The sequence below is a fragment of the Streptomyces sp. NPDC127106 genome (assembly GCF_042677605.1).
Taxonomy (GTDB): domain Bacteria; phylum Actinomycetota; class Actinomycetes; order Streptomycetales; family Streptomycetaceae; genus Streptomyces.
The window spans coordinates 1-24696 of sequence record NZ_JBHXTC010000080.1 but is presented as its reverse complement, the minus strand read 5'-3'; the positions used below and the strand labels follow the sequence as shown (position 1 = coordinate 24696).

20 protein-coding genes and 1 tRNA gene are annotated in these 24696 nt (G+C 73.2%); 5 read left to right on the top strand and 16 right to left on the bottom strand.

Annotated elements, in window-relative coordinates; translation table 11 throughout:
- Positions 1–216: 216 nt before the first annotated feature.
- Positions 217–1371: a 4-hydroxyphenylpyruvate dioxygenase gene (hppD, locus tag ACFVGY_RS35240; RefSeq protein WP_385685844.1), complete on the bottom strand. Its 1155-nt coding sequence runs from the start codon at positions 1369–1371 to the stop codon at positions 217–219.
- A gap of 134 nt (positions 1372–1505) precedes the next feature.
- On the opposite strand from hppD, the gene ACFVGY_RS35235 reads away from it, so the two are divergent.
- The 3 genes from ACFVGY_RS35235 to ACFVGY_RS35225 all read left to right on the top strand — a co-directional run bounded on the left by ACFVGY_RS35235 (position 1506) and on the right by ACFVGY_RS35225 (position 4239).
- Positions 1506–1976 carry an Lrp/AsnC family transcriptional regulator gene (locus ACFVGY_RS35235; RefSeq protein ID WP_179174011.1) on the top strand — a complete coding sequence of 157 codons (471 nt, stop codon included), beginning with the start codon at positions 1506–1508 and terminating at the stop codon, positions 1974–1976.
- 94 nt (positions 1977–2070) lie between these two features.
- Positions 2071–2703 (top strand): ArsR/SmtB family transcription factor, encoded by a 633-nt coding sequence (locus tag ACFVGY_RS35230; protein WP_385685841.1) that lies wholly within the window; start codon positions 2071–2073, stop codon positions 2701–2703.
- A gap of 243 nt (positions 2704–2946) precedes the next feature.
- Positions 2947–4239 carry an MFS transporter gene (locus tag ACFVGY_RS35225; RefSeq protein WP_385685838.1) on the top strand — a complete coding sequence of 431 codons (1293 nt, stop codon included), beginning with the start codon at positions 2947–2949 and terminating at the stop codon, positions 4237–4239.
- On the opposite strand, the gene ACFVGY_RS35220 is transcribed toward ACFVGY_RS35225, so the two are convergent.
- From ACFVGY_RS35220 to ACFVGY_RS35195, 6 genes are all read right to left on the bottom strand, one after another.
- A complete protein-coding gene (locus ACFVGY_RS35220) occupies positions 4169–4966 on the bottom strand; it encodes a PDZ domain-containing protein (RefSeq protein WP_385685835.1) in 798 nt (265 codons plus the stop codon). The two genes, ACFVGY_RS35225 and ACFVGY_RS35220, sit on opposite strands and share 71 nt — an antisense overlap.
- Before the next feature lie 91 nt (positions 4967–5057).
- Entirely contained in the window at positions 5058–5699 is a 642-nt protein-coding gene (locus ACFVGY_RS35215) for an IclR family transcriptional regulator (RefSeq protein ID WP_112448133.1), read from the bottom strand.
- A 454-nt stretch (positions 5700–6153) separates the two neighbouring features.
- Complete coding sequence (locus tag ACFVGY_RS35210) at positions 6154–7941, bottom strand: DEAD/DEAH box helicase (RefSeq protein ID WP_385685832.1); 1788 nt, start codon at positions 7939–7941, stop codon at positions 6154–6156.
- A 117-nt stretch (positions 7942–8058) separates the two neighbouring features.
- Positions 8059–8472 (bottom strand): type II toxin-antitoxin system death-on-curing family toxin, encoded by a 414-nt coding sequence (locus tag ACFVGY_RS35205; RefSeq protein WP_385685829.1) that lies wholly within the window; start codon positions 8470–8472, stop codon positions 8059–8061.
- Entirely contained in the window at positions 8469–8669 is a 201-nt protein-coding gene (locus ACFVGY_RS35200) for a hypothetical protein (RefSeq protein WP_385685826.1), read from the bottom strand. Before ACFVGY_RS35200 ends, ACFVGY_RS35205 begins: the two co-directional genes overlap by 4 nt.
- 31 nt (positions 8670–8700) lie before the next feature.
- Positions 8701–10173: an MFS transporter gene (locus ACFVGY_RS35195; RefSeq protein ID WP_385685823.1), complete on the bottom strand. Its 1473-nt coding sequence runs from the start codon at positions 10171–10173 to the stop codon at positions 8701–8703.
- A 201-nt stretch (positions 10174–10374) separates the two neighbouring features.
- Here ACFVGY_RS35195 and ACFVGY_RS35190 point away from each other — a divergent pair.
- Positions 10375–10446: transfer RNA gene (locus ACFVGY_RS35190), tRNA-Cys, on the top strand.
- A 47-nt stretch (positions 10447–10493) separates the two neighbouring features.
- Here ACFVGY_RS35190 and mycP read toward each other — a convergent pair.
- From mycP to ACFVGY_RS35145, 9 genes are all read right to left on the bottom strand, one after another.
- Positions 10494–11675 (bottom strand): type VII secretion-associated serine protease mycosin, encoded by a 1182-nt coding sequence (mycP, locus tag ACFVGY_RS35185; RefSeq protein ID WP_385685820.1) that lies wholly within the window; start codon positions 11673–11675, stop codon positions 10494–10496.
- Positions 11676–11696: 21 nt separating this feature from the next.
- Positions 11697–13151, bottom strand: coding sequence for a WXG100 family type VII secretion target (locus tag ACFVGY_RS35180; protein WP_385685818.1), 1455 nt, complete (start codon positions 13149–13151; stop codon positions 11697–11699).
- Positions 13151–13657 (bottom strand): hypothetical protein, encoded by a 507-nt coding sequence (locus ACFVGY_RS35175; RefSeq protein ID WP_385685815.1) that lies wholly within the window; start codon positions 13655–13657, stop codon positions 13151–13153. Before ACFVGY_RS35175 ends, ACFVGY_RS35180 begins: the two co-directional genes overlap by 1 nt.
- A 174-nt stretch (positions 13658–13831) precedes the next feature.
- On the bottom strand, positions 13832–16195 hold the full coding sequence (locus tag ACFVGY_RS35170; RefSeq protein ID WP_385685812.1) for a xanthine dehydrogenase family protein molybdopterin-binding subunit: 2364 nt from the start codon (positions 16193–16195) through the stop codon (positions 13832–13834).
- Positions 16192–18639 carry a (2Fe-2S)-binding protein gene (locus ACFVGY_RS35165; RefSeq protein ID WP_385685809.1) on the bottom strand — a complete coding sequence of 816 codons (2448 nt, stop codon included), beginning with the start codon at positions 18637–18639 and terminating at the stop codon, positions 16192–16194. The genes ACFVGY_RS35170 and ACFVGY_RS35165 overlap by 4 nt, the downstream gene beginning before the upstream one ends.
- Complete coding sequence (locus ACFVGY_RS35160) at positions 18636–19520, bottom strand: FAD binding domain-containing protein (protein WP_385685806.1); 885 nt, start codon at positions 19518–19520, stop codon at positions 18636–18638. The genes ACFVGY_RS35165 and ACFVGY_RS35160 overlap by 4 nt, the downstream gene beginning before the upstream one ends.
- 559 nt (positions 19521–20079) lie before the next feature.
- On the bottom strand, positions 20080–21747 hold the full coding sequence (locus ACFVGY_RS35155) for a beta-N-acetylhexosaminidase (RefSeq protein WP_385685803.1): 1668 nt from the start codon (positions 21745–21747) through the stop codon (positions 20080–20082).
- Positions 21748–21957: 210 nt separating this feature from the next.
- A complete protein-coding gene (locus tag ACFVGY_RS35150; protein WP_179173989.1) occupies positions 21958–22242 on the bottom strand; it encodes a DUF3039 domain-containing protein in 285 nt (94 codons plus the stop codon).
- Positions 22243–22271: 29 nt separating this feature from the next.
- On the bottom strand, positions 22272–22832 hold the full coding sequence (locus ACFVGY_RS35145; protein WP_385685800.1) for a YqgE/AlgH family protein: 561 nt from the start codon (positions 22830–22832) through the stop codon (positions 22272–22274).
- Positions 22833–23237: 405 nt separating this feature from the next.
- Here ACFVGY_RS35145 and murA point away from each other — a divergent pair, with 405 nt between their 5' ends.
- Positions 23238–24578 (top strand): UDP-N-acetylglucosamine 1-carboxyvinyltransferase, encoded by a 1341-nt coding sequence (gene murA, locus ACFVGY_RS35140; protein WP_366862565.1) that lies wholly within the window; start codon positions 23238–23240, stop codon positions 24576–24578.
- Positions 24579–24696 lie beyond the last annotated feature (118 nt).

Genomic DNA, 24696 nt, shown 5'->3' with positions numbered 1-24696 from the left:
GCTCCCGCAACCGGGCAAGATCATCACGCTCAACGCCCACGGTCCTCGCAACTCCCACAGATCGCGGGTGTTGCGAGGACCGTTAGAACCCAAGGAGGGGGGCGGGGGGCCTGCCGTGTGCGGAACCGGCGCGGTACCGCGCCCCGCAGGGGCGCGGGGAACTGCGCGACCGGCCCCCACCGGCTCGCGGTTCCACGACCGGGCTGCCGGCGGAGCCTAGAGGTTGCCGCGCTTCTCCTGCTCGCGCTCGATCGCCTCGAACAGAGCCTTGAAGTTGCCCTTGCCGAAGCCCATCGAGCCGTGGCGCTCGATGATCTCGAAGAAGACGGTCGGGCGGTCCTGCACCGGCTTGGTGAAGATCTGGAGCAGGTAGCCGTCCTCGTCGCGGTCGGCGAGGATCTTCAGCTCGCGCAGGGTGTCGATCGGCACGCGGGTCTCGCCGACCCACTCGCCGAGGGTGTCGTAGTACGAGTCCGGGGTGTCGAGGAACTTCACGCCCGCGGCCCGCATCGAGCGGACGGTCGCGACGATGTCGTTCGAGGCGAGCGCGATGTGCTGGACGCCGGCGCCGCCGTAGAACTCCAGGTACTCGTCGATCTGCGACTTCTTCTTCGCGATGGCCGGCTCGTTGATCGGGAACTTCACCTTGAGGGTGCCGTCCGCGACGACCTTCGACATCAGCGCCGAGTACTCGGTCGCGATGTCGTCGCCCACGAACTCCTTCATGTTCGTGAAGCCCATGACCTTGTTGTAGAAGCCGACCCACTCGTCCATCCGGCCGAGCTCGACGTTGCCGACGCAGTGGTCGATGGCCTGGAAGGTCCGCTTGGCCGGCGGCTCGACCATCGGGTCGACGGCGACGAAGCCGGGCAGGTAGGGGCCGGTGTAGTCCTTGCGCTCGACCAGGGTGTGGCGGGTCTGGCCGTAGGTGGCGATGGCGGCGAGGACGACCGTGCCGTGCTCGTCGGACACCTCGTACGGCTCGTCGAGGCCGCGGGCGCCCTGCTCGACGGCGTACGCGTACGCGGCGCGGACGTCCGGGACCTCGATGGCGAGGTCGATGACGCCGTCGCCGTGCGCGGCGACGTGCTCGGCGAGGAAGCGGCCGTGGTCCGTGCTCGCCTTGATGACCGAGGTCATGACGAAGCGGGCGGAGCCGTTGGTCAGGACGTAGCTCGCCGTCTCGCGGACGCCGTTCTCCGGGCCGGAGTAGGCCACCAGCTTCATGCCGAACGCGGTCGAGTAGTAATGCGCGGCCTGCTTGGCGTTGCCGACGGCGAAGACGACCGCGTCCATGCCCTTCACCGGGAAGGGGTCGGCCTCACGCGCGGTGTGCGGGGTGGTTTCGATGTTCGCCAGGGACTCAGTCATGAGCGCAGAGTCCCGCCGATCCACAAGCTGCGCAATAGTTTCCTGTTCTGCTGTACAAACTGCTCAGCCTCGGCGCAACATTGCTGAAACATCTGTGCAGTATGACCACCTCTGAGCCGCCTGGAGCCACAGCTATGGGAATCGACGAACTCGACGGTCGCCTCATCGTCCTGCTCGCCCGCGAACCGCGGATAGGCGTCCTGGAGGCCTCGCGCCGACTCGGGGTGGCCCGCGGCACCGTGCAGGCCCGGCTGGACCGACTGCAGTCGAACGGGGTGATCCGCGGCTTCGGGCCGCAGGTGGACCCGGCCGCCCTCGGATATCCGGTGACCGCGTTCGCCACGCTGGAGATCAAGCAGGGCCAGGGCGCCGACGTGCGGGCGCACTTGAGCGGCGTGCCGGAGGTGCTGGAGCTGCACACGACGACCGGGCACGGGGACATGCTCTGCCGGCTGGTGGCCCGCTCCAACGCCGATCTGCAGAGGGTGATCGACCGGGTCGTCGGGTTCGACGGGATCGTGCGGGCGTCGACGGCGATCGTGATGGAGAACCCGGTGCCGCTGCGGGTCATCCCGCTCGTGGAGCAGGCGGCACAGGAGGGCTGAGCCGGCGAGGGTCGGATCCGGAGGCCAAAGTTCCAAAGAAGGCGTTGCAAAGAAACCCTTGCACGGGTTTCTTTGCAACGCCTACGGTTGAGGCATGCCCGAGAAGCCGGAAGCTCCGGGAACCCCGGAACCCAAGACCCGCACCCTCGACGCCCGCTCCCTGCGGGGCCTCGCCCACCCCCTGCGCATCCGCCTGCTGGGCGCTCTGCGCCAGGACGGCCCGGCCACTGCGTCGCAGCTCGCGCAGCGGTTCGGCGAGTCCAGCGGTGCCACCAGCTACCACCTGCGCCAGCTCGCCGCCCACGGGTTCGTCGAGGATGCGCCCGGGCACGGCAAGGGCCGCGAGCGGTGGTGGAAGTCCGCGCACGACGGCACGGTCTTCGACGAGCAGCTCATCCACGACGAGGACCCGGCCACCCGCGGCGCGGCCGACCTCTTCCTGCACGAGATCGCGACGCTCCACGCGCAGGAGATGAACGCCTGGCTCGGCAGCGCCCACGCCTGGTCCCAGGAGTGGCGGCGCAGCTCGGACATCAGCGACTTCGCCCTGCGCCTGACCCCCGAGCAGAGCCTCGACCTCATCCACCGGATGCACGACCTGATCAACAGCTACCGCGACGCGCCGCAGGACGGGACGACCGAGACGGTCCGCTTCCACGTCCACGCCTTCCCGCGCAGAAGCAGCAGGGACAGCGGAAGCAGACACCGCGGAAGCAGCAGCGAGTAGCGCCCTCCAGCACCCCCGCCCCAGCAACACACCACAGCACAACACACAGCACCGCACAGCACAGCACAGCACGCAGCACTCCCCGCACGGCGCAGCCGCGCACCTCGCACGACAGGTCGCGCGCCGGTCAGCCATGCCTCCACCGCCTTCCTCACCCAGAAGGAGTCCTGTCATGCCCGCCTTCACCCCTGCCGACATCCAGGCCGGGACCGCCCTGCCGGCCCACGCTGCCCGGGCCGTCGGATGAGCCGCCGCCCCTTCGTCGCCGTTCTCGTCGCCAACACCATCTCCACGGCGGGGAGTTCGCTCACCCTCATCGGTGTCCCCTGGTTCGTGCTGCAGACCACCGGCAGCGCCGGCCGGGCCGGGGTCGTCGCCTTCTGCGCCACCCTGCCCGTCGTCGTCGCGGCCCTCGCCGGAGGCCCGGTCATCGACCGGGTCGGCCGGCGCCGGGTCTCCGCGGCTTCCGACGCCGTCTGCGCGCTGTCCGTCGGCGCGATCCCGCTGCTGCACTACGCGGGCCTGCTGGAGTTCTGGATGCTGTGCGCGCTGATGGCCGTCGGCGGCCTCGTGCACACCCCCGGCCTGACCGCCCGCCACGTCCTGCTGCCCGACCTCGCCGCGCACGCCGGCACCACCGTGGCACGGGCCGCGAGCCTGTACGACGCGGTCCACCGCGGCGCCCGGATGCTCGGGGCGGCGGTGGCCGGCGTCCTCATCGCGGTGGTCGGTGCCGAAGCCGTCCTGCTCGTGGACGCTGCGACCTTCGCCCTCTCCGCGCTGCTGGTCGCCGCGTTCGTCCGGGGCATCCCGGCGGCCGAGCCGCAGCCGCGGCCGGAGAAGGTCTCGTTCGCCCGCTACCGGGCCGAACTGGCCGAGGGCTGGGCCTTCCTGACCCGCTCGCGGCTGCTGATGGGCATCACCGTCATGGTGATGATGACCAACGGCCTGGACCAGGGCTGGTCCGCGGTGCTGCTGCCCGTGCACGGCCGCGAGGCCCTCGGCGGCGCCACCGCGCTCGGCCTGCTCGTCTCCCTCTTCGGCGGCTTCGCGCTGCTGGGCGCCCTGCTGTACGGGGCGTGGGGCGAGCGGTTCCCGCGGCGGGCGGTGTTCGCGGCCGCGTTCCTGGTCTCCGGGGCGCCCCGGTACGCGGTGGCGGCCCTCACCGACACCACGCTGCCGCTCGCGGTGACGATGGCGCTGGCCGGACTGGGCGCGGGCATGCTCAACCCGATCCTGACCACCATGATGTACGAGAAGGTCCCCGACGGGCTGCGCAGCCGGGTCGCGGGCGTGACCACCGCCGGCTGCGAGCTGACGATGCCGCTGGGCGGGCTCGCCGCGGGCCTGCTCGTCGACGGGTTCGGGACGGTCCGGGCGCTGCTGGTGTTCGGCGGGACCTACCTGCTGACGACGCTCGCCCCGCTGGTCTTCCCGTCCTGGCGGTCGATGGAGCGGGAGCCGGTCAGCAGGACGGAGCCGGCTCCCCCCGGTTCAGGGCGCGCAGCGCGTTCACCGCGTCCGACAAGGAGCTGACCGGGATCAGCTGGAGGCCCTCGGGCAGCTCGGAGGCCGCGTCGGAGCACTCCGCCTCCGGGACGAGGAACACGCTCGCCCCGTCGCGGTGGGCGGCCTGGGTCTTCAGGGCCACCCCGCCGACCGCGCCGACCTTGCCGTCCGCGCTGATGGTGCCCGTACCGGCGACGCTGCGGCCGCCGGTGAGCTCGCCGCCGCTGCCGTCGCCGTCGAGCTTGTCGACGATGCCGAGGGAGAACAGCAGGCCGGCGCTGGGGCCGCCGACGTCGGCGAGGTTGAGGTCGACCTTCACGTCCTTCGGGTCCTTCTTCAGGAAGCCGAGGGCGGCCCGGGTGGCGTCCTGCTGGGAGGCGGCCATCTGCTCCAGGTTGTGCTTCTCGATCTCCTCGTCGCTGCCGCCGGAGGGGTAGACGGCGTCCTTGGGCATGACCGAGCGGCTGCTGTCGAACCAGTCGTCGAGGAGCTGCGGCAGACGCACGGTCGTCGACGGCCCGGTGGCCTGGATCGTCGTCATGCGCAGCTGGCCCTTGGTCGGCCGGGTCGGCGCGCCGGTGATGACGATGACCGGCTTGCCGTCGTGGGCGCCGAGCACGTCCGCCGTGAGCCCCGGCTGGGCGATCACGAAGGGCAGCGGTGCGAAGGCCGCCACGGCGAACAGGCCGAGCACGGGCACGGCGCAGACGGCCAGGGCGGCGGGACGCGACAGACGTGAGAGGCGAGAGAGCACCCGGCCAATCTATCGGGCGGTCCGGGCACGGCCGCGCCCCGGCGGCCGGGACGCGGCCGTGCGGGGCGTCGTACGGGGCCTGCGGCGCGGGTCAGCGCAGGGCGTCGGCGACCTCGCGGGCGGCGTCCACGACCCGCGGCCCGACCCGCTCGGGCACGGCGTCGGACAGCATGACCACGCCGACGCTGCCCTCCAGCCCGGTGATCCCGACGAGCGGGGCGGCGGCGCCGCTGGCACCGGCTTCGAGCTCGCCGTGCGTCAGCGTGTACCCGGGCTCGATGAGGGTGCCCTGGCGGGCGGCCAGAATGGCCCGGCCGGCGGCCCCGCGGTCCAGCGGGTGGCGGAACCCGGCCCGGTAGGCCACGTGGTAGTCGGTCCAGGTGGGCTCCACGACGGCCACGGCGAGCGCCTCCGTCCCGTCGACGAGGGTCAGGTGCGCGGTGGCTCCTATGTCCTCGGCGAGGGAGCGCAGTGCGGGCAGCGCAGCCTCGCGCACCAGCGGGTGCACCTGCCGGCCCAGTCGCAGTACGCCGAGCCCGACGCGGGCCCGGCCGCCGAGGTCGCGGCGGACCAGGGCGTGCTGCTCCAGCGTGGCCAACAGGCGGTAGACCACGGTGCGGTTGACGCCGAGACGGTTGGAGAGCTCGGTGACGGTCAGACCGTGGTCGGTGTCGGCGAGCAGCTTGAGGACTCTGAGACCTCGGTCGAGAGTCTGTGAGGTTTCCGCGGTCACGAAGCCTCTCCCTCGTGGTGAGCGGCGGTGACTCTCGGGGTGGAGCGGCGCCGGTCCCACGGCGACACGCACGGAGAGGCCGCCGGTTGCGGCCATGGCACCGGCTGCGCTCCCGCGGCGGCGCTGCCACGGGGCGTTCGATGCGGGGACAGTAGCGAGCAGGTCCGCTCAGCGGAAGGCCTCGTCCAGAATCCGGGCGCGGACGGGCCTTTTGTGCCGGTTCAGGAGCGCTAAACGCGCCGTTGCGCGCTCTCGTGCGCCCCAATACGCCTGTGCCATCACACGAGCACCGGCGGCGGGGGCAGCTGTCGCCCCCGCCCACCGGAACCGTCAATTCCGCGGCGGGGCGGGCCCGTACGATGCTCCACACGCCGGGCCCGCCCCACCCCACCGACGACGCCGACGACACCGACGACACCGACTGCGCCGGCGACACCGTGACGCCGATGACGCGTCAGCGCATGCGGGTAGCCCACTCCTGGACCTTCTTGATCCGCTCCCGCAGCTGCCCGGCCGTCGCCTCCGCGCTCGGCGGCCCGCCGCACACCCGCCGCAGCTCGGTGTGGATCACCCCGTGCGGCTTGCCGCTCTGGTGGACGTACGCCCCCACCATCGTGTTCAGCGACCTGCGCAGCTCCAGCAGCTCCTTGTGCGAGACCACCGGCCGGCGCTCGGCCGGCAGCTCCAGCAGGTCGGCCTCCGTGTCCGGCCTGCGCCGGCTGTGCGCGATCTGCCGCGACTGCCGCTTCTGCAGCAGCAGCTGCACCTGGTCCGGTTCCAGCAGGCCCGGGATGCCGAGGTAGTCCTGTTCCTCCTCGCTGCCCGGGTGCGCCTGCATGCCGAACTCGGCACCGTCGTACAGCACCCGGTCGAAGACGGCGTCGGACTCCAGCGCCTCGAAGGACATCTGCTCGTCCTCGCCGGTGTCCTCGTCCTCCTGCCGGTTGGCCTCCTCCATCTCCTTCTCGGACTGGGCGTACGGGTCGTCGTCCTCGCCCGCCTTCTTCGGCCGGTCCAGGACGTGGTCGCGCTCGACCTCCATTTCGTTGGCGAAGCCGAGCAGGTACGGGATCGTCGGAAGGAACACGGACGCGGTCTCGCCGCGCCTGCGCGAACGCACGAAACGGCCGACGGCCTGCGCGAAGAACAGCGGCGTCGAGATGGTCGTCGCGTACACGCCGACCGCGAGGCGGGGCACGTCGACGCCCTCCGACACCATTCGGACGGCGACCATCCACCGGTCGGTGTTCCCGCTGAAGGTGTCGATGTGCTTCGAGGCGCCCGCGTCGTCGGAGAGCACGAGGGTGGCCTTGGTGCCGGTGATCTCCCGGATCAGCTTGGCGTACGCCCGGGCCGAGTCCTGGTCGGAGGCGATGACGAGGCCGCCCGCGTCCGGGATGCCCTTGCGGACCTCGGTCAGCCGCTGGTCGGCGGCGCGCAGCACGTTCGGCATCCAGTCGCCGCGCGGGTCGAGCGCGGTCCGCCAGGCCTGGCTGATCGCGTCCTTGGTCATCGGCTCGCCGAGCTTGGCGGCGATCTCGTCGCCGGCCTTGGTGCGCCAGCGCATGTTGCCGGAGTAGGAGAGGAAGATGACCGGCCGGACGACGCCGTCGCCGAGGGCGTTGCCGTAGCCGTACGTGTAGTCGGCGGACGAGCGGCGGATCCCGTCGTTGCCCTCCTCGTACGTGACGAAGGGGATCGGGTTGGTGTCGGACCGGAACGGGGTGCCGGTCAGGGCCAGGCGGCGGGTCGCCGGGTCGAAGGCCTCCAGGCAGGCGTCGCCCCAGGACCGGGAGTCGCCGGCGTGGTGGATCTCGTCGAGGATGACGAGGGTCTTGCGCTGCTCGCAGCGGTTGCGGTGCAGCATCGGGCGGACGCCGACACCGGCATAGGTGACGGCGACCCCGTGGTACTCGCGGCTCAGCGGGCCCGCCGAGTACTCGGGGTCGAGCCGGATGCCTATGCGGGCGGCGGCCTCCGCCCACTGCTTCTTCAGGTGTTCGGTCGGCGCGACCACGGTCACCTGCTGCACCACGTGGTGGTGCAGCAGCCAGGAGGCGAGGGTCAGCGCGAAGGTGGTCTTGCCGGCGCCGGGGGTGGCGACGGCGAGGAAGTCACGCGGCTGGGTCTGGATGTACTTGTCCAGCGCGCCCTGCTGCCAGGCACGCAGCTTGCTGGCGGTACCCCACGGCGCACGGCCGGGGAAGGCGGGTGAGAGGTGGTGGGAGGCGGTAGTAGTCACGGTCTCCGGTTCGGGCTCTCGACGGCGGTCGTTCGAAGGACAACCGGGCCACCCTACCGGGGCCGACCCGCCCCTCGCGGAGGGACGGGCCCGTGACCTCGGGCGGTGCGGCGAGTCTCACACCGGCCGCAACTCCCGCAGCCGGGAAGCGATCACCGCCACCTCGGCCACGGCCCCGGAGGCCACGTCCACGACCAGGTCGTACGCGGCGTCCTGGTCGACGTCCGCGAGGTCGACCCCGTTCACGGCGAGGAACGTCGCGGCCGCGAGCCAGGCGGTGCGCTTGTTCCCGTCGACCAGGGGGTGGTTCGTCGCGATGCCGTGGAGCAGCGCGGCAGCCTGCTCGTACGGGTCCGTATAGGCGGGCGTCCCGAACATGCGGGCCCGCGGCCGGTGCACGGCGGACTCCAGCAGGCCGGGGGCGCGCAGCTCGACGGGCTGGTCCTGGGCCAGGCAGGCGTGCCGGGCCAGGTCGAGCACCTCGGAGAGGGTGAGGTGTCGCACGGGGGCGCCGGCTCGGGTCGTGGTCATGCGCCGAGCCGCTTCAGGAGCGGGGCGTGCCGCTGCGCCAGCCGGGCCGCCGCGCCGCCGACCTGCTCGCGCTCCCGGCTCAGGTGCTCCCGTACGGCCGCGGCGGCGTGCTCCTCGGGCGTGGCGGCGGTGGCGTCGGCGAGGTCGGCGAGCTCCGCGCACTCGGCGGCGGAGAGCCGGATGATCAGCTCGTTCATGCGCGCAGCGTAGCGGCGCCGCGCCGGCCGGTCAGCCGGTTTTGGCGGCCGGGCGCTCGTGCAGGCGGGTGGCGACCCAGGCGCCGACCAGCGCGACCGCGGCCATCGGCAGGAAGACGACCACGAAGGCGGCCGGGTGCGAGACCGCGGCTCCCGCACCCTCGGCCACCGAGTGGGCGGCGGCCCCCACCGAGCCGCCGCCAAGCGCGGCGAACGCGGCCCCGCCCGCGGCCAGCAGCACCACGTTCGCCAGCGCGTCGGAGATCTGCAGCGCGGCGGAGTTGGCCCCCGCCTCCTCCGGCGCCGACAGCTTCAGCAGCAGCACGCTCGTCGAACCGATCACCAGCCCCATGCCGAGACAGCCGACGCCCCAGGTCAGGGCCAGCGACCACACCGGCACCCACGGCACCAGCACCGCCGGCGCCGCGGCGATCGCAAAGGCCACCAACACCATGCCGAGCACCATCAGCCGCTCCCGATACGGCGCCACCCGGCCCGTGGACTGGATCCACGAGCCGCCCGCCCAGGTCAGCCCGCCCAGCGCCAGCGAGAACCCGGCCAGCGTCGGGCTCAGCCCCCGCTGGGTGACCAGCATCAGCGGCACGAAGCTCTCGGCCGCGATGAACGAGCCCGCCGCGACCCCGCGCAGCAGGACCACCGACGGCAGCCCGCGCCGCGCCCGGTACGTCCCGCGCGGCAGCAGCCCCAGCACGGCGGGCACCAGCAGGCCCGCGCCCACGGCCCCCGGCAGCAGCGACCACCACCTCAGGTCCTGGGCGGCGTACTGGAGCAGTCCCGCCCCGAGGGAGATCCCGAACGCCAGCCGGATCCGGCGCCGGTCGAACGCGACGGGCGGCGCGTCCGGATCCACGGGCCCGGACGCGGTCCGCCGTATCGCAGGCAGCGCGACCGCGAGCGGCACAACCACCAGCACCGGAATCCCGAGGAACACCCACCGCCAGCCGAGGTGCTCGGTCACCGTTCCCGCGGCCAGCGGCCCGACGATCGAGGGGACCACCCAGCTCGCGGCGAAGGCCGCCATGATCGCAGGCCGGAGCCGTTCCTCGTAGGCCCGGCTGACGACCACGTACAGCGCGACGATGACCAGCCCGCCGCCGAAGCCCTGCACGGCCCGGCCCAGCACGAACACCCACATGGCCGTCGCGGTCCCGGCCAGCACCAGCCCGGCGGCGAAGGCCCCGATCCCCACGGTCAGCGCCCGCAGCGGCCCCCGCCGGTCACACCACTGCCCCGACAGCACCATCCCGAGGAGGCTGGTGGTGAAGTAGGCGGAGAACGCGAAGGCGTAGACCCCGATCCCGTCCAGCTCGCGCGCGGCGACGGGCATGGCGGTGCCGACGGCGGTGGCCTCGAAGGCGATCAGGAAGATGCAGGAGATCATCCCGATGCTGAGCGTCCGGTACGCGGACCCGAGAATCCCGCCCCGGGGAGGGGGCGGGACGGGTGTACTGGTCTGCGAGACACGGGGCTCAAGGGCGCTCATCGCTTCAGCGTAAGCGGCACACCCCGGTTTCGCCCCTGTCCGTTCGACGGAACCTCACTCCGCCGCAGGACCTAGGCCGGGGGGCGGGGGGCGGTCGCCACGGGCCGACTGTGAACACGGCATGGCGGTCTCATTGCACCCCCCGGGAAACCCTTCCCGGGCCGACCCCGCCCCCGTACGGTCGTGTCCGAAGCCAAACAAGGCCGTGTGCCCGAGTGGTTGAGGGACTCGCCTGCAAAGCGAGTTACGCCGGTTCGATTCCGGTCACGGCTTCTCCCGAAGACCGTCCAGGGCAGGCGCACCCCGGACGGCCTTCGGCATCAGCTGCTCCGGCGCCGCACGAGAACCGCCGCAACCGCACCACCGACGAGCACGGAGACACCCAGCCCGAGTGCGATCCAGGTCGTGCTGCTGGCGCCGCCATCGCTTTCCTTGCCCCCGGCCTGCGGCGCGGCGGACGCACCGGACTGCGGCTTCTTGCCGTCACCGCCGGTCGCCGGGGCGGGCGAGTTCTTCGCGTCCGCGGCGGCGAGGTCCGGCAGCGGGTAGACATCCGCGGGACCGGGATCGCCGGGGGTGGGCAGCGCGATCTTCGGACGGACGATGCCGTAGCCCAGGTAGTCGTTGCGCTCCTTGCCGTCATCCGCCTTGCCGGCAGTGTTCAGGAGGACACGAAGCACCTGGTTGTTGGTCCACTCCGGGTGGGCTGACCAGAGCAGCGCCGCCGACGCGGAGGCGAGGGCGGTGGCGTCACTGGTGCCATGGTTCTTGCACACGCCGGTTTTACCGCCGCACGCCGTCACGATGTCCATCCCCGGGGCAGACATGTCGACCTGCGGACCGTGCTGCGACTCCGCGGTCGCAACGCCGTCAGCTCCAACGGCACCGACGCCCACCACGCCCGGCGTCGCCGCGGGGTACATGACCGTGTTCGTGGTGTTGCCGTCGTTACCCACCGAGGCAAAGATCAGCTTCCCCTTGGACAGGGCGTACTTCACTGCATCGAGTCGCCCAGGATCATCCCGCTCCGCACCCATGGAGATGTTGATGATCTTGGCGTCAGAGTCCGCCGCGAACCGGATCGCCTCAGTCCAGATCGGGCTCGTCTTGTTGAACTCGTGCGGCACACGAATCGGAAGGATCTTGGCGCCAGGGGCAAGGCCGAACGCCCCGTCACCACTCGGGTGCTTGCCCGTGGCAGCGATCAGCGCAGCCATGGTGGTGCCGTGCTTGTCGTAGTCGGTGCGCTCGTCTCCCGAGTCCTGCGTCGCATAGTCCTTACCTGGAAGGACTTGGCCTTCAAGCTCGGGGATGCGGTCGACGCCACTGTCGATGACGGCAACAGTGACGCCCTTGCCCGTGCTGGCCTTCCAGATGTCATCGGCCTTCATGGCGTCGAGATGCCATTGCTTGGACCGGATGGTCTCAGCGTGGGCCGGGGTCGCGGCGACCCCGGCCAGCAAGAGGCCCACTAGGGCCGCGGTCGCCTTACGCATGCGCATCCCGTACAACGTCCGTTCTACTCAGTCGATCACTGGCGGGACGACACGGCCGCTGCTCCGCCACGTCTCTTCGTCCTCGGACAGGTAGTCGGGGCGCTCGCCCGACTGGTTGTCGCGCCGGTTCCCCGGAGCGTGAACGCCCGCGCCGGCGTGGCCTACTGCGCCGCGAGCCGAACCGGCCCCGGCCTCGTTGCGGACGAGACCCGCACCGCCCTGCGTAAACGGCTGTCCCCCGGTGGAGGTTCGACCGATCATGCCGGGCTGGCGCCCGCCGACGACACCGCCCGGCTCCATGGCCAGTCGACGCCCCATCGCGGATCCACCCTGGCCACCGGCGTGAGGACCGCCCATGCCGGGGTGCATGCCGCCGATGCCGCCTCCGGTGCGGCCACTGCCCATCGGGCCTTCCGTGCCGATGACCGTTCCGCGCGGGATGCCGTGCGTGGGGCCGCCCGTGGTCACCTGACGACCACCGACGATGCCAGTGTCACGCGGCAGCAGGGGAGGAAGCCCCCCGATCTTGCTACCGGAAGTCGGCGGAGAGGGGATGGAGGGGACCTTGTTGATGGGGCCACCGCCACCGGGCAGCGTCGGTCCCCCACCAACGGGCGGGAGCCCGATCGGGGGCATGGGCACGACAGGATTGGGACCGTTGGGACCGGGAGTCGGGAGACTGGGCAGGCTGGTGACCGGCGGGACAGTCTTGTCCGGCAGGACCGCAACATGGTCGAGGTCCACGTCCACGTCCTTGTCCGGCAGCGGCACAGGCGCAGGCCCGGTCGTCGGCGGCAGGCTGATATCCGGTCGACTCGGCCCTCCACCGGAGTCACCGGACGGACCACTGCTGCGCGGCGATGACGGCATGTACGCGCCACCAGTCGAACCTGAGGCACCCCCGTATCCGCCTCCAGAGCGATCGATATCCTGGTGGCTGTCCAGGCCCTTCGGCTGAAAGTCGCCCGGCGGTGGCGGGAACGTCGGGATCTCGATCATGCCGATCTGCGTCGACGACTGCTCGTACGACCCGGCCAGCTTCGTCATGGCGTCCACGGCCTTCTGGTGGTCGCCGCTCAGCTTGGACCGGGCTTCCTGGCCGATCTTCTGGGCGTCCGGGTCGTTGTGGAAGTCCTTGGAGGCCTGAAGGTTCTTGGCCGCCGCCGCGTCGTACTCCGGCATGTTGACCTTGACCTCGTGCATGGTCTGGGCGGTTTCGGCCATCCACCTGCCGCCTGCGGCGCTGAGGTCGCCCAGACGCAGCGTGGCGCTGCCCGCCTGGCTCGCCCAGTCCGCGAAGGCAGTGGCGGCGTCGCCCTCCCAACCCGTGACCTTGGTCTTCTTGAGGGCGCTGCCGATCTCCTTGATCGTGTCGGCCGCCTCGGTCAGCTGCGCGGCACGCGACTCCACCGTCTTCGGATCAATGGAGGCAACCATCGCGAGCAGCTGCTGGTGGGTGAAACCCTCGAAGTTCGTCGCCATCAGATCTTGCCCTTCGGCTTGTTCGCCTCGCCCGTCGCGCTGTGCTCGGCGTCCTTCTGCTGCTGCACGAGCGGATCTCGCTCCGGAACGTAGTCCTCCTTCGCCTGGACGACGATGGAGTGCATACGGCGCTTCGTCTCCTCGTCAACGCCCGCAAAGCCCTTGCCGGACGTCAGGATCGCGATGCCCAGCCCCTCGATCTGCGCGGCGAGGCCCTTCGAGAGGTTCTGGAGCTGCGTGTGGACCGTGTCATAGGTCTTGAAGAGGGCGTCCGCCTCGGCGAAGCCCTTGCCGAGGGTGCCCTCGGGGAGGGTGCCGTCGGCCAGCTTCTTGTCGTACGCCTCCGAGCCCTTCAGCTTCGTCAGGAGCTCGTCGACCTTCTTCTTGTAGCCGGTGAGCGTCTCGTAGTCGACCTCAAGGGCCTTGGCCTGTGCGCGAATGGCTGCCGCCGCGCTGGCGGCTGTGTTCCCCACTCCCAGCAGAACCGGCTCGTTGTTCTCTGCCACGGCGGCCTCCCCGCATCCCCGTTTTCCCCGTTCGGTTCGCGGCCGGCAACGCCGCTCCCCGTTCCCCGTTCGCTCGCGTTCACACGCATGCAAGAACAGTCCTACTCGATCACTCTAGCGACCGGCGGCGACAGTCCCAACCTCGGGGTTGCACGTGCAATGCGGGTCACACCGTTACGAGTTGGCTGCCGCCACCGCCGCGGAGGGCCTGATCGGGAGGCGGTTCACGGGGCGGCCCGTGGCCGCCCTGACCGCCGATGCCACGGCTGCCGGGGCCGTCACCACCGGGACCGCGCTCGCCGCCTTCGCGCCGAACGGGGCCACCACGTCGCGTTCTTCGACCAGCTTGACGATCCGGACCGTCGGGGCGTCCAGTGCCGTCGGCAGGGCGTAGCCCGTCAGGTCGGGGTGGCGGACCAGGCCCGCCACCGTGCGGAGGTTCTCCGTCAGGGCCGCGCCCACGCCCTGCGTGACGCCCGCCTCGATACGGGCCTCCAGCTGGGCCGGGTTGAGGATCCGGCCGACGTCCTGGGCCACCGCCAGCTCGACCACGCGCACCGTGCCGAGCTCGATGTCCACGTCCACGACCGCGCGGATCGCGCAGAACGCGAGGCCGACGAACGCGTCGCCCTGGCCGTCGCCGTTCAGCGGCTCCGTCGGGTGGGGGCGGCACTGGGCCGTGGCCCAGAGTTCCTTGCCCATCATCGCCTCGCCCACCGGCATCGAGAAGGCGCCGTCGTACGAGGTGATGCGGCCGTCCTGGATCTGCAGGAGCTCCGTGGACATGCCCAGCTTGTGGGCCATCGGCTGGAGGAGTTGGGTGCGGACCATCTTCGCGGCGCGCTCCACCGCACCGCCCGACACCCACGTGTGCCGGCCGTGCGCCGACGGGCCCGCCGGCGGCTGGTCCGTGTCGACGGGAGCGGTGATCACCTCGTCCACGCCCAGGACTTCCTGGACGATCTGACGGGCGAGCGTGGCGAAGCCCTGGCCGGTGTCGACGGCGGCGCAGATGACGGTGGCCACGCCGTTGACGACCTTCACCGTGGCCGTGGAGACCTCGTCGGCACCCTCCGCACCGAGCATGTGGACCATGCCGACGCCGTACCCGACGCCGCGCCGCACCGCGCCCGGCTCGCCCGCGCCGTCCGGGCCGCCGGGCAGCAGCCACTCGTCCTCCGGGGCGTCCTTCGGGAGGGAGGGGAGTTCGTAGTCGCGGACCGCGCGCAGGAGTTCGGCGACCGGCGCCGGGCAGGTGACCGTCTGGCCGGTGGGCAGCAGGTCGCCGGTGGCCAGCACGTTGCGCATGCGCAGTTCCGCGCCGTCGATGCCGAGGGCCGCGGCCAGCTTGTCCATCTGCCCCTCGTACGCGGCGCAGACCTGCATGGCGCCCTCGCCGCGCACGTGGCCCGACGGGGGGTTGTTCGTACGGACCGCCCAGCCCTCCACGAAGGCGTGCGGGACCACGTACGGGCCGCAGGCGAACGCCACGGCCGCCGCGAGGGATTCGGCGGAGGAGTCCGCGTACGCGCCGGCGTCCATCAGGATCTGCGCCTCGACCTTGACGAGGCGGCCCTCCGCGTCGGCGTGGTGCCGGTAGCGCAGCAGCGTCGGGTGGCGGTGGGTGTGGCCGAGGAAGGACTCCTCGCGGGTGGCGGCCAGCTTCACCGGGCAGCCCGTGCGCAGGGCCAGCAGGCCGAGGGGCAGCTGGAAAGCGGCGTCCTCCCGGTCGGCCGTCGCGCCGGGCACGCCGGTGACGACGACGCGGACGCGGTCCGGTTCGAGGCCGAAGCAGGCGGCGGCGAGGTCGCGGTCCAGGTGCGGGTCGGTGGAAGCGGTGTAGAGCTCGACGCCGCCGTCGGGGCGGGGGACGGCGAGCCCGGCCTCGGCGCCGATGGGCGCCGGGTCCTGGCGGCCGATCCGGTACAGGCCCTCGACGACGACCTCGCCCGTGGCCTCCGGGTCGCCGTAGCGGAGCGGGATGTGCCGGATCAGGTTGCCGTCGGGGTGCAGGGGCGGGGCGCCGAAGGCCTGCTCGGGGTCGGTGATCGCGTCGAGGAGCTCGTACTCGACGGTGATGGCGGCGGCCGCGAGGCGCGCCGTGTCGGGGTGGTCGGCGGCGACGGCGGCGATCGGTTCGCCGTGGTGCCGGACGACTTCGTGCGCGAAGACGGGCCGGTCGGCGATCCGGCGGCCGTGCGTGGTCGCGCCGGGCACGTCGGCGTGCGTGACGACGGCGCGGACACCGGGCATCTCGCGGGCGGCGGAGGTGTCGATGGACAGGATCCGGGCGTGCGCGTGCGGGGACCGCAGCACGGCGGCCCACAGCAGCCCCTCGGCCCACAGGTCGGCGGCGTACGGGAAGGTGCCCTCGGTCTTGGCGCGCGCGTCGGTGGCGGGCACGGAGGTCCCGATACCGCGCGGAACCGTTAGTTCCGTCGGCTCGGCCGGGCCGCCGGCCGAGCCAGCGGCACCGCCCGCGACGCTCGTCGTGACCGTCACGGTCGTGGTCGCCGTGGCCGCGTCCTGCCCGCTCACGCCATGCCTCCGTTGTGGTGGATCCCGCCCTCGCCCGGCTGTGCCTGGTGCGGGATGCGCGGGCCCTCGGCCGCGCCGCCGCCCTCGGCCGCCGCTGCTGCCGCGGCCGCTGCCGCTTCGGCCTCCGTGCGCTCGGCGACGACCTCGCGGACCGCCTCCAGGACGCCCTTGTAGCCGGAGCAGCGGCACAGGTTCCCGCACAGTGCCTGGCGGGTCTCCAGGTCGCTGGGGGCGTGGTTGCCCTCCAGCAGGTCGTGGATGGTCATGGCCATGCCCGGCACGCAGAACCCGCACTGCACCGCGCCCGACCTGCACAACGCCTGCTGCACGTCGGAGAGTTCCCCGCCGCTCGCGAGCCCCTCGACCGTCCGGACCTCGCTGCCCGCGGCCGTCGCGGCCGGGACCAGGCAGGACGCCACGAGCCGCCCGTCGACCTGCACCGCGCAGGCCCCGCACTCGCCCTGCGAACAGCCGTCCTTGGCGCCGGCCAGGCCGAGGCGCTCGCGCAGCACGTACAGCAGCGACTCGCCGATCCACGCACCGGTGACCGGGCGGTCGGCGCCGTTGACGCGCAGCACGTAGGAAGCCAGCGGGTGCTCGTGATGGGCGACGGCCGCGGCGGCCGCCTGCCCTTCCTCGTACGAGGGCCCCGCGAGCGGGATCCCTTCCCCGATGCTCGCGTCCGGCGGTGACACGGCGCCGTCCGCGGCGTCCGCACCCGGCGCCGCTGCGCCCGCGGCTCCGCCCGGGGCCCCGGCGACGGCTTCGGCGAAGCCGTGTCCGTCGGCCGCGGCCGGCTCCGCCGCGGCGGCGTGGGCGGCTCCCGTGAACCCGTGCTCGTCCGCCGCCCCGGTCATCGCCCGGCCGGGCTCCGGGCCGGCCTCGGGCCCGAGCTCGGGGCCGGCCTCCGCCACCGCGCCGTGGCCGTGGCCCGGCTCCGCAGCGGGCTGCGGCTCCAGCTCCCGCTCCGGCCCCTGCTCCGAACCGGCGCCGTGGCCGGTCGCAGGGAAGCCGTGGCCGTTCGTCTGGGACTGCCCGGCCGGGCCCGCGGGGCTGCCGGTGAGGGCGTACTCTACCGGCGCGCCGGCCGGCTGGGCCTCCGCCGGGGGTCCGGCCTCGGCCGGCGCCGCGTGGTGGATGTCGTGCTCGACGCCCGCGTGCAGCGCGGGTGCCTCGGCGGGCGTGCCGGCAGGGGCGCCGGCGTGCACGTCGGCGTGCTGCGCCTGCTCGTGGTGCCCATGCTGCTCGTGGTGCCCGTGCTCCGCGTGTCCGTGGCCGTCGCCGAGCGCGATGCCGCGCCCGTGCGTATGTCCGGGCCCGTCGCCGAGCGGGATCCCGTGCCCGTGCGTGTGCCCGTGCCCGTGCCCGTGTTCGGTCTCGTACCCGACGTGGCCGTACTGGCCGTGCCCGTGCTGCCCGTGCTGCTGGCCGTGCCCGTGCTGCCCGTGCTGCTGGCCGTGGCCGTGCTGCCCGTGCTGCTCGTGCTGCTGACCGTGCCCGTGCTGCTCGTGCTCCTGCCCGCGCGCGTACGCGTCCGCCGGGGCGTGCGCGGCCTCGATGTCGTACGGGGCGGGGTGCGCCGGCTCGCCCTCCGGGAGCGGGGTGCCCACGCCCGGCCCGCCCAGCACGCGCGGGGGGCGGCCGGGGGCGCCGACGCCGGGGCCGCCGAGGAGCCGCTGGCCGGCGCCGGACGTGCCGGTGCCGCCACTGCCCGACTGCGCGTCGGGCAGGACGCCCGAGCTCAGCGGGGCGTCGGCGTGCGGGGTCTCGAAGCCCGGCTGCGTCGCCCACGGGGCGGGGGCGCCGCCCGGCAGGGTCGCGGGGGCCTGGCTCCAGTCGGCTTCCAGGGGGCCGGGCCGGAACTCGCCGGTCTGGTCGTGCAGTTCCGGCAGGGTCCACTGGCCGGTGGTCACGGGCTCTTCCGCCCGCAGCGCGTCGGGGAAGTGCCACTCCGCCGTCTCGCCGGGTTCGTCGTCCTGGGGGCCGGCCTGCTCCTGGCCCGGCACCGCGTCGGCGAACTCCGCCGCGACCGCCGCCGGGATCGGGATCGACGCCGGGATCGGCCCGCCGACCGCACCGGAAGCACCCGTCACACCGGCCACCGCTGCGGCAGCACCCCCGGCCGCCGGGCCGGCCTCGGCCGCGTGGCCGGCCGCGTCCGGCCACTGCGCCGGGATCGTCCACGTCCCCGTGACCGACGGGTCCGTACCGGCGGACCCCAGCGGAACGATCATCGGCGGCGGGACGTACCCGTGCCCGGGCGCCGCCAGCGGCTCCCCCGTGGCGAGGGCGTCCAGCATGCCCGGCGGCAGGCTCACGAAGGCCGTCGCGTCGGCGGCGTCGTTGAACTCGCCGCTCTGCGGCACCGGCTGCCAGCCCCAGCCCGGGGCGGCCCGGCCGCCCGTGTCCCCCGTCGTTCCGCTCACGTTCTCGTTCTCACTCATGAGGTCAGCGCCCTCCCCAGGGCCCTCCGTGCCAGCACGGCCACCGTCCGCCGCAGATGCAGTACACCGGGAGCAACCGGTTCCCCCTGGTCGGGGACGCAGGCGGCCGCGACGTAGTCGCCGAAGGCCTCCAGCGCCTCGGGGGCCAGGTTCCGCTCCCCGTCCCAGTCGATCAGCGAGGCCACCCACTGCTCGGCCTCCAGCGGCCGCAGCGGCATCGGGGCGACCGCGCCCACCGCACAGCGCACACCTCGGCGCGCCGGGTCCAGTACGAGCCCCACGGACGCCACGGCGCGCCCCGGGCCCGTACGCCCGGTGGCCTTCAGGAACACCTGCGGGGCGTGCAGCAGCGGTACCCGCACGAAGCCGATCAGCTCGCCGGGCCGCAGCATCTCGCGGCCCGCCAGCAGGTACGAGACCGGGATCTCACGCTGCCCGATCGGGCCGACGATGATGAGGGTGGCCTCCAGCGCGGCCAGTACGGGCAGTGCGTCGCCCGTCGGCGCGGCGCTGGCGATGTTCCCGCCGAGGGTGCCCGCGTTGCGGATCTGCGGCGGCCCGGCGGCCCGCGCGGCGGCGGCCAGCCCCGGCATCAGCGCGGCGAAGTCGGGCCGGCCCATCCGGGCGTGGGTGAGGCCCGCGCCGAGCAGGGCGTGGCCGTCCTCCTGGTAGTGCCAACCGCGGATCTCGTTGATCCGCCCCAGGCTCACCAGGCCGGCCGGCCGCAGCAGCCCGGCGTTCACGGCCGCCATGAGGTCGGTGCCGCCGGCCACGGGCACGGCTGCGGGCATGGCGGCGAGTGCCGCCACGGCCTCGTCGAGCGAGGCCGGCAGCATCACGGACTGCGCAGCCTGCGGTGTGTGCGGTGCGTGCGTGGTCAACCCAGCTGCCCCTTCCCGATGTCCCGGTCCCGGCGCTCACGCCTGTCCGCCGTACGGTACGTGCTCACCGCCGGGACGTGGCAACTCTGGCACATCTTCCCCACCGCCCGGCGCGAGGGTCCGCCGGGCGCCCCTTCGAGCTCCCGACCGTCCGGTTTCCCCCGTATCAACCGACTCGTCCACATCAGGCGAATCAACCGAATCCGAGCTTGCGCGGCGTTTCGCACCGATTCACATAGCTTCACGCCGGTGCGCACCCCATGGGCCCGGATCGAGCAAGAGTTCCCGACCACCCCCAAGTACGTAGGACGTCCCGGATTCCCCAGGGGTTCCGATCGGCTCCGGAGAATTCCCAAGGCTCCCCCAAGGCTCCCCCAAGGCTTTCCCGAGGTGCTCCGAGGGCACCCCGGGCGCACCCTGGGAGCGCCCCCGGAGCACTCCCGGGGGAACCCCGCCCGGAAAGCCCCGTACGGCCCCGCGCGCGCCCCGCGGCCGCCGGGGCGCGCGGCGGGCCGCGGGCGGGCCCGTGCGCCCCGTCCACCCCGTCCGCCGTTCCGGGTCACACGTTCGGCGGCTCCCCTTCGATCGGACGTCCGAGCACCCCCGGCCGCCGCTGCCACGGCAACGGCCCGCCGGGCGGCCGGTGCTCGACACCCAGCACGTCAAGGCGGCGCCGGTGTGCGGCCATCCGGGCCGCGAAGCCGGCGTAGTCCCGTTCGCCCGGTTCGGGCAGCGCCGACCACACGACCTCGGCGAAGGCCGCGAGCCGCGGGAAGACCTGGTAGTCGACGCGGCCCTGGTTCTCCATCACCTCGGTCCAGACGTTGGCCTGCGCGCCGAGGACCCGTTCCGCAGCCGCCCCCGACAGGGCGGGCGGCACCGGCTCGAACCGGTACACGTCCTCCAATGTGCGCACGTACCCGATCGGCACCGGCTCGTCGGGGCCCGCCGCCTGACGGTGGTCCAGGTACACGTGCTGCTCGGGGCACATCACGACGTCGTGTCCGGCCTCGGCGGCGGCGATCCCGCCCGCGTAGCCGCGCCACGACGAGACCGCCGCCCCGGGCGCGAGCCCGCCCTGCAGGATCTCGTCCCAGCCGATGAGCCGGCGCCCGCGCCGGGCCAGCCAGCCGTCGAAGTGCCGGACGAACCAGGACTGCAGCCCGTCCTCGCCGTCCACCCGCAGCTCGCGGATCCGCTGCTGCGCGGCGGGAGAGGCCCGCCACTGCGCCTTCGGGCACTCGTCGCCGCCCACGTGCACGAACGGGGAGACCTCCGCCGGGAACAGCTCCAGCAGCTCCTCGAACACGCCCTCGTAGAAGCGCAGCACGGCCTCGGTCGGCGCGAGGACGTTCTCGCTGATCCCCCAGTCGTCCCACACGCCCAGCGCGGCGGTGTCGACGACGTCGGTGTTCCCCAGTTCGGGGTACGCGGCGATGGCGGCCTGCGAGTGACCCGGTACGTCGATCTCCGGGACCACCCGGACGTGCCGTTCGGCGGCGTAGGCGACGATCTCGCGGATGTCGTCCTGGGTGTAGAAGCCGCCGTGGGGGGTGTCGTTCCACAGCGGCGAGGCGCGGTGTCCCCAGCGGCTGCGCGGGCGCCAGGCGCCCGTCCCGGTGAGGCGGGGGTGGCGCTTGATCTCGACGCGCCAGCCCTGGTCGTCCGTCAGGTGCAGGTGCAGCACGTTGAGCTTGTGGGCGGCCAGCAGGTCGAGCCAGCGCAGGACGCCGCTCTTCGGCGTGAAGTGCCGGGCCACGTCCAGCAGCATGCCGCGCCACCCGAAGCGGGGGCCGTCCTCCACGGTCCCCCGCGGCAGGCTCCACACCCGCCCCGCACTGCCGAGCGGCGCGGCCCGCCGGTACGCGTCGGGGCCGAGCAGCTGGCGCAGGGTCTGCGCGGCCCAGAACAGGCCCGCCGGCGAGGCGCCGGCGAGGTCCGCGCCCGAGGCGCCGACAGTGAGCACGTACCCCTCGGGCCCGAGGCGCGCGGCGAGCCCCTCGTCGAGGCGCAGCCGGATGCCGTCCGCCCCGCCGCCGGGTGCTGCGCCGCGGTCCGCCCCCGCCGGCGGCAGGTCCCAGCCGGTGGCGGCGCCCAGTTCGCGGCGCAGCCAGCGGGCCGTGCCCCCGGTGCCGGGTCCGGTGTCCAGGACGGGCCGGGGCCCGAACACGTAGGGGGGCGCGTCCGCGCGCAGGTCGGCGGTGCGGGGTGCGGGGATCAGGTCCATGCGGCGGCCCTTCGCAGCGGCGCGGCGGTGCGCCCTGCGCGGCACACGGGGCGCGGGGCGCTCGTGACGCCGCCGACCCTAGTACGCGCGAAGGCCCCCGGGTGCGCGTCGTGCGCACCCCGGGGGCCCGGGTTCCGCGGAGCCGGGTCCGGGCCGTCCGCCCCCAGGGGGCGGCGGGCGGTCGGTCGACCGTCGGCGGGCGGCCTGCGGCTACTTGTCCTTGCCGCCCTTGTCCTTGTCCCCGCCGGAGCCCATGGAGTCGTAGATTTCCTTGCACATGGGGCAGACCGGGTACTTCTTCGGGTCCCGGCCCGGCACCCACACCTTGCCGCAGAGCGCCACGACGGGGGTCCCGTCGAGTGCGCTCGCCATGATCTTGTCCTTCTGGACGTAGTGGGCGAAGCGCTCGTGGTCGCCGTCGCCGTGGGACACCTGCGGCGTCGGCTCTACGAGGGTCCCCGTACCAGTCCCGCGCTCGGGCTCAAGAGTGCTCATGCAAGCCAGGGTACCGATCCCGGCGCGGGTCAGTTCAGCGACGGGTCGTCGGGGTACGTGGCCACCATCGCGAGCTCGCTGCGCTGCCGGCGCAGCACCGCCCGCCACAGCCGCGCCGGGTCGGGGAAGGAGATGTCCCCCGGCTCCGACTCCACGACGTACCAGGCGCCCTCGCCGAGCTCGTCCTCCAGCTGGCCGGGGCCCCATCCGGAGTAACCGGCGAAGATCCGCAGCGACCCGAGCGCGGAGGCGAGCAGCTCCGGCGGCGCCTCCAGGTCGACCAGGCCGATCGCCCCGTGCACCCGGCGCCAGCCGAGCGGCCCCTCGTCGCCCGGGATGACCGCCACCCCGAGCGCCGAGTCCAGGCCGACCGGACCGCCCTGGAAGACGACCCCGGGGTCGCCGGCCAGGCCCGCCCAGGGCAGGAGGATGTCACCGACCACCACGGGGGTGGGCCGGTTGAGGACCACGCCGAGCGAGCCCTGCTCGTCGTGGTCGAGCAGCAGCACCACCGCGCGGTCGAAGTTCGGATCCGCGAGGGCGGGGGTGGCCACGAGCAGCCGCCCTGTGAGGGAGGACACCTCGGTCATGCCGACATGATCCCGCACATTCGCCCTCCAGGGGGAGCCGGGGCGGCATTCCGGTCCCCGGCAGCCCGGGCGCACGGCAGCAGGGAGGAGCGCGCACCGGGCCTCCGGGCCAGGTCCGGGCACCTCCGGGCACCTCCGGGACGGGCCGGGACCGGGCCGGGACCGGGCCGTGCCGCCGCCCTGTGCCGGGGACGTTCCGGCACGGGGCCGGGCGGGCATTCCGGAACCAGCGGAATGCGACGCTCCGCCAGCGGGTGGGCACTGAGGGTGTTGTGGCCGTTTCATGACGCTATTCCGGCCGCGTCGGCCTTACGAAGCGGGGGGCAGTGCCCCTTACCCTTTTCCCTGGTCCCTGCCCACCTCCCCCGGCCCTGCCGGGGGGACCCCTTCCGGAACGCGAGATTCATGACCGGCACAGACGATGTCCTGCTTGTCCACGGCGGTACCCCGCTCGAGGGCGAGATCCGTGTCCGCGGTGCGAAGAACCTCGTGCCCAAGGCCATGGTCGCCGCTCTGCTCGGCAGCGAACCCAGCCGGCTCCGCAACGTGCCCGACATCCGCGACGTGCGGGTCGTCCGTGGCCTGCTCCAACTCCACGGGGTGACCGTTCGCCCCGGCGAGGAGCCGGGCGAGCTGGTGCTCGACCCGACGCACGTCGAGAGCGCGAACGTCGCCGACATCGACGCCCACGCGGGCTCGTCCCGCATCCCGATCCTCTTCTGCGGCCCGCTGCTGCACCGCCTCGGCCACGCCTTCATCCCGGGCCTGGGCGGCTGCGACATCGGCGGCCGGCCGATCGACTTCCACTTCGACGTGCTGCGCCAGTTCGGCGCGACCATCGAGAAGCGCGAGGGCGGCCAGTACCTGGAGGCCCCGCAGCGGCTGCGCGGCTGCAAGATCCGCCTGCCGTACCCGTCGGTCGGCTCGACCGAGCAGGTGCTGCTGACGGCCGTCCTGGCCGAGGGCGTCACCGAGCTGAGCAACGCCGCGGTGGAGCCCGAGATCGAGGACCTCATCTGCGTCCTGCAGAAGATGGGCGCGATCATCTCCATGGACACCGACCGGACCATCCGGATCACCGGTGTCGACCGCCTCGGCGGCTACAACCACAAGGCGCTCCCGGACCGCCTGGAGGCCGCCTCGTGGGCTTCAGCGGCCCTGGCGACCGGCGGCAACATCTACGTGCGCGGCGCCCAGCAGCGCTCGATGATGACCTTCCTGAACACGTACCGGAAGGTCGGCGGCGCCTTCGAGATCGACGACGAGGGCATCCGCTTCTGGCACCCGGGCGGCCCGCTCAACGCGATCGCCCTGGAGACGGACGTGCACCCCGGCTTCCAGACCGACTGGCAGCAGCCGCTGGTGGTGGCCCTGACGCAGGCCACGGGCCTGTCGATCGTCCACGAGACGGTCTACGAGTCCCGCCTCGGGTTCACCTCCGCCCTCAACCAGATGGGCGCGCACATCCAGCTGTACCGCGAGTGCCTGGGCGGCTCCGCCTGCCGCTTCGGCCAGCGCAACTTCCTGCACTCGGCGGTCGTCTCCGGCCCCACCAAGCTGCAGGGCGCCGACCTGGTCATCCCCGACCTGCGCGGCGGGTTCTCGTACCTGATCGCGGCGCTGGCCGCCGAGGGCACCTCGCGGGTCCACGGCATCGACCTCATCAACCGCGGTTACGAGAACTTCATGGAGAAGCTCGTCGAGCTGGGAGCCAAGGTCGAGCTCCCCGGCGGCGACCTCGTCTGACCTCCCCCGCCCGGGGCCCGTGTGGCCCGTGTGGCCCCTGAGGGGCCCTCAGGGGCCCCGTACGGGCCGCGGACAAGCCGAAGGGGGGGGGGGGGGGCGCGCGGGGGGGGGCGCGAGG

Coding starts and splice junctions, on each gene's coding strand:
- hppD (WP_385685844.1), bottom strand. CDS start 1,371: ATGACTGAGTCCCTGGCGAACATCGAAACCACCCCGCACACCGCGCGT.
- ACFVGY_RS35235 (WP_179174011.1), top strand. CDS start 1,506: ATGGGAATCGACGAACTCGACGGTCGCCTCATCGTCCTGCTCGCCCGC.
- ACFVGY_RS35230 (WP_385685841.1), top strand. CDS start 2,071: ATGCCCGAGAAGCCGGAAGCTCCGGGAACCCCGGAACCCAAGACCCGC.
- ACFVGY_RS35225 (WP_385685838.1), top strand. CDS start 2,947: ATGAGCCGCCGCCCCTTCGTCGCCGTTCTCGTCGCCAACACCATCTCC.
- ACFVGY_RS35205 (WP_385685829.1), bottom strand. CDS start 8,472: ATGACCACGACCCGAGCCGGCGCCCCCGTGCGACACCTCACCCTCTCC.
- ACFVGY_RS35200 (WP_385685826.1), bottom strand. CDS start 8,669: ATGAACGAGCTGATCATCCGGCTCTCCGCCGCCGAGTGCGCGGAGCTC.
- ACFVGY_RS35195 (WP_385685823.1), bottom strand. CDS start 10,173: ATGAGCGCCCTTGAGCCCCGTGTCTCGCAGACCAGTACACCCGTCCCG.
- mycP (WP_385685820.1), bottom strand. CDS start 11,675: ATGCGCATGCGTAAGGCGACCGCGGCCCTAGTGGGCCTCTTGCTGGCC.
- ACFVGY_RS35180 (WP_385685818.1), bottom strand. CDS start 13,151: ATGGCGACGAACTTCGAGGGTTTCACCCACCAGCAGCTGCTCGCGATG.
- ACFVGY_RS35165 (WP_385685809.1), bottom strand. CDS start 18,639: ATGAGTGAGAACGAGAACGTGAGCGGAACGACGGGGGACACGGGCGGC.
- ACFVGY_RS35155 (WP_385685803.1), bottom strand. CDS start 21,747: ATGGACCTGATCCCCGCACCCCGCACCGCCGACCTGCGCGCGGACGCG.
- ACFVGY_RS35150 (WP_179173989.1), bottom strand. CDS start 22,242: ATGAGCACTCTTGAGCCCGAGCGCGGGACTGGTACGGGGACCCTCGTA.
- ACFVGY_RS35145 (WP_385685800.1), bottom strand. CDS start 22,832: ATGACCGAGGTGTCCTCCCTCACAGGGCGGCTGCTCGTGGCCACCCCC.
- murA (WP_366862565.1), top strand. CDS start 23,238: ATGACCGGCACAGACGATGTCCTGCTTGTCCACGGCGGTACCCCGCTC.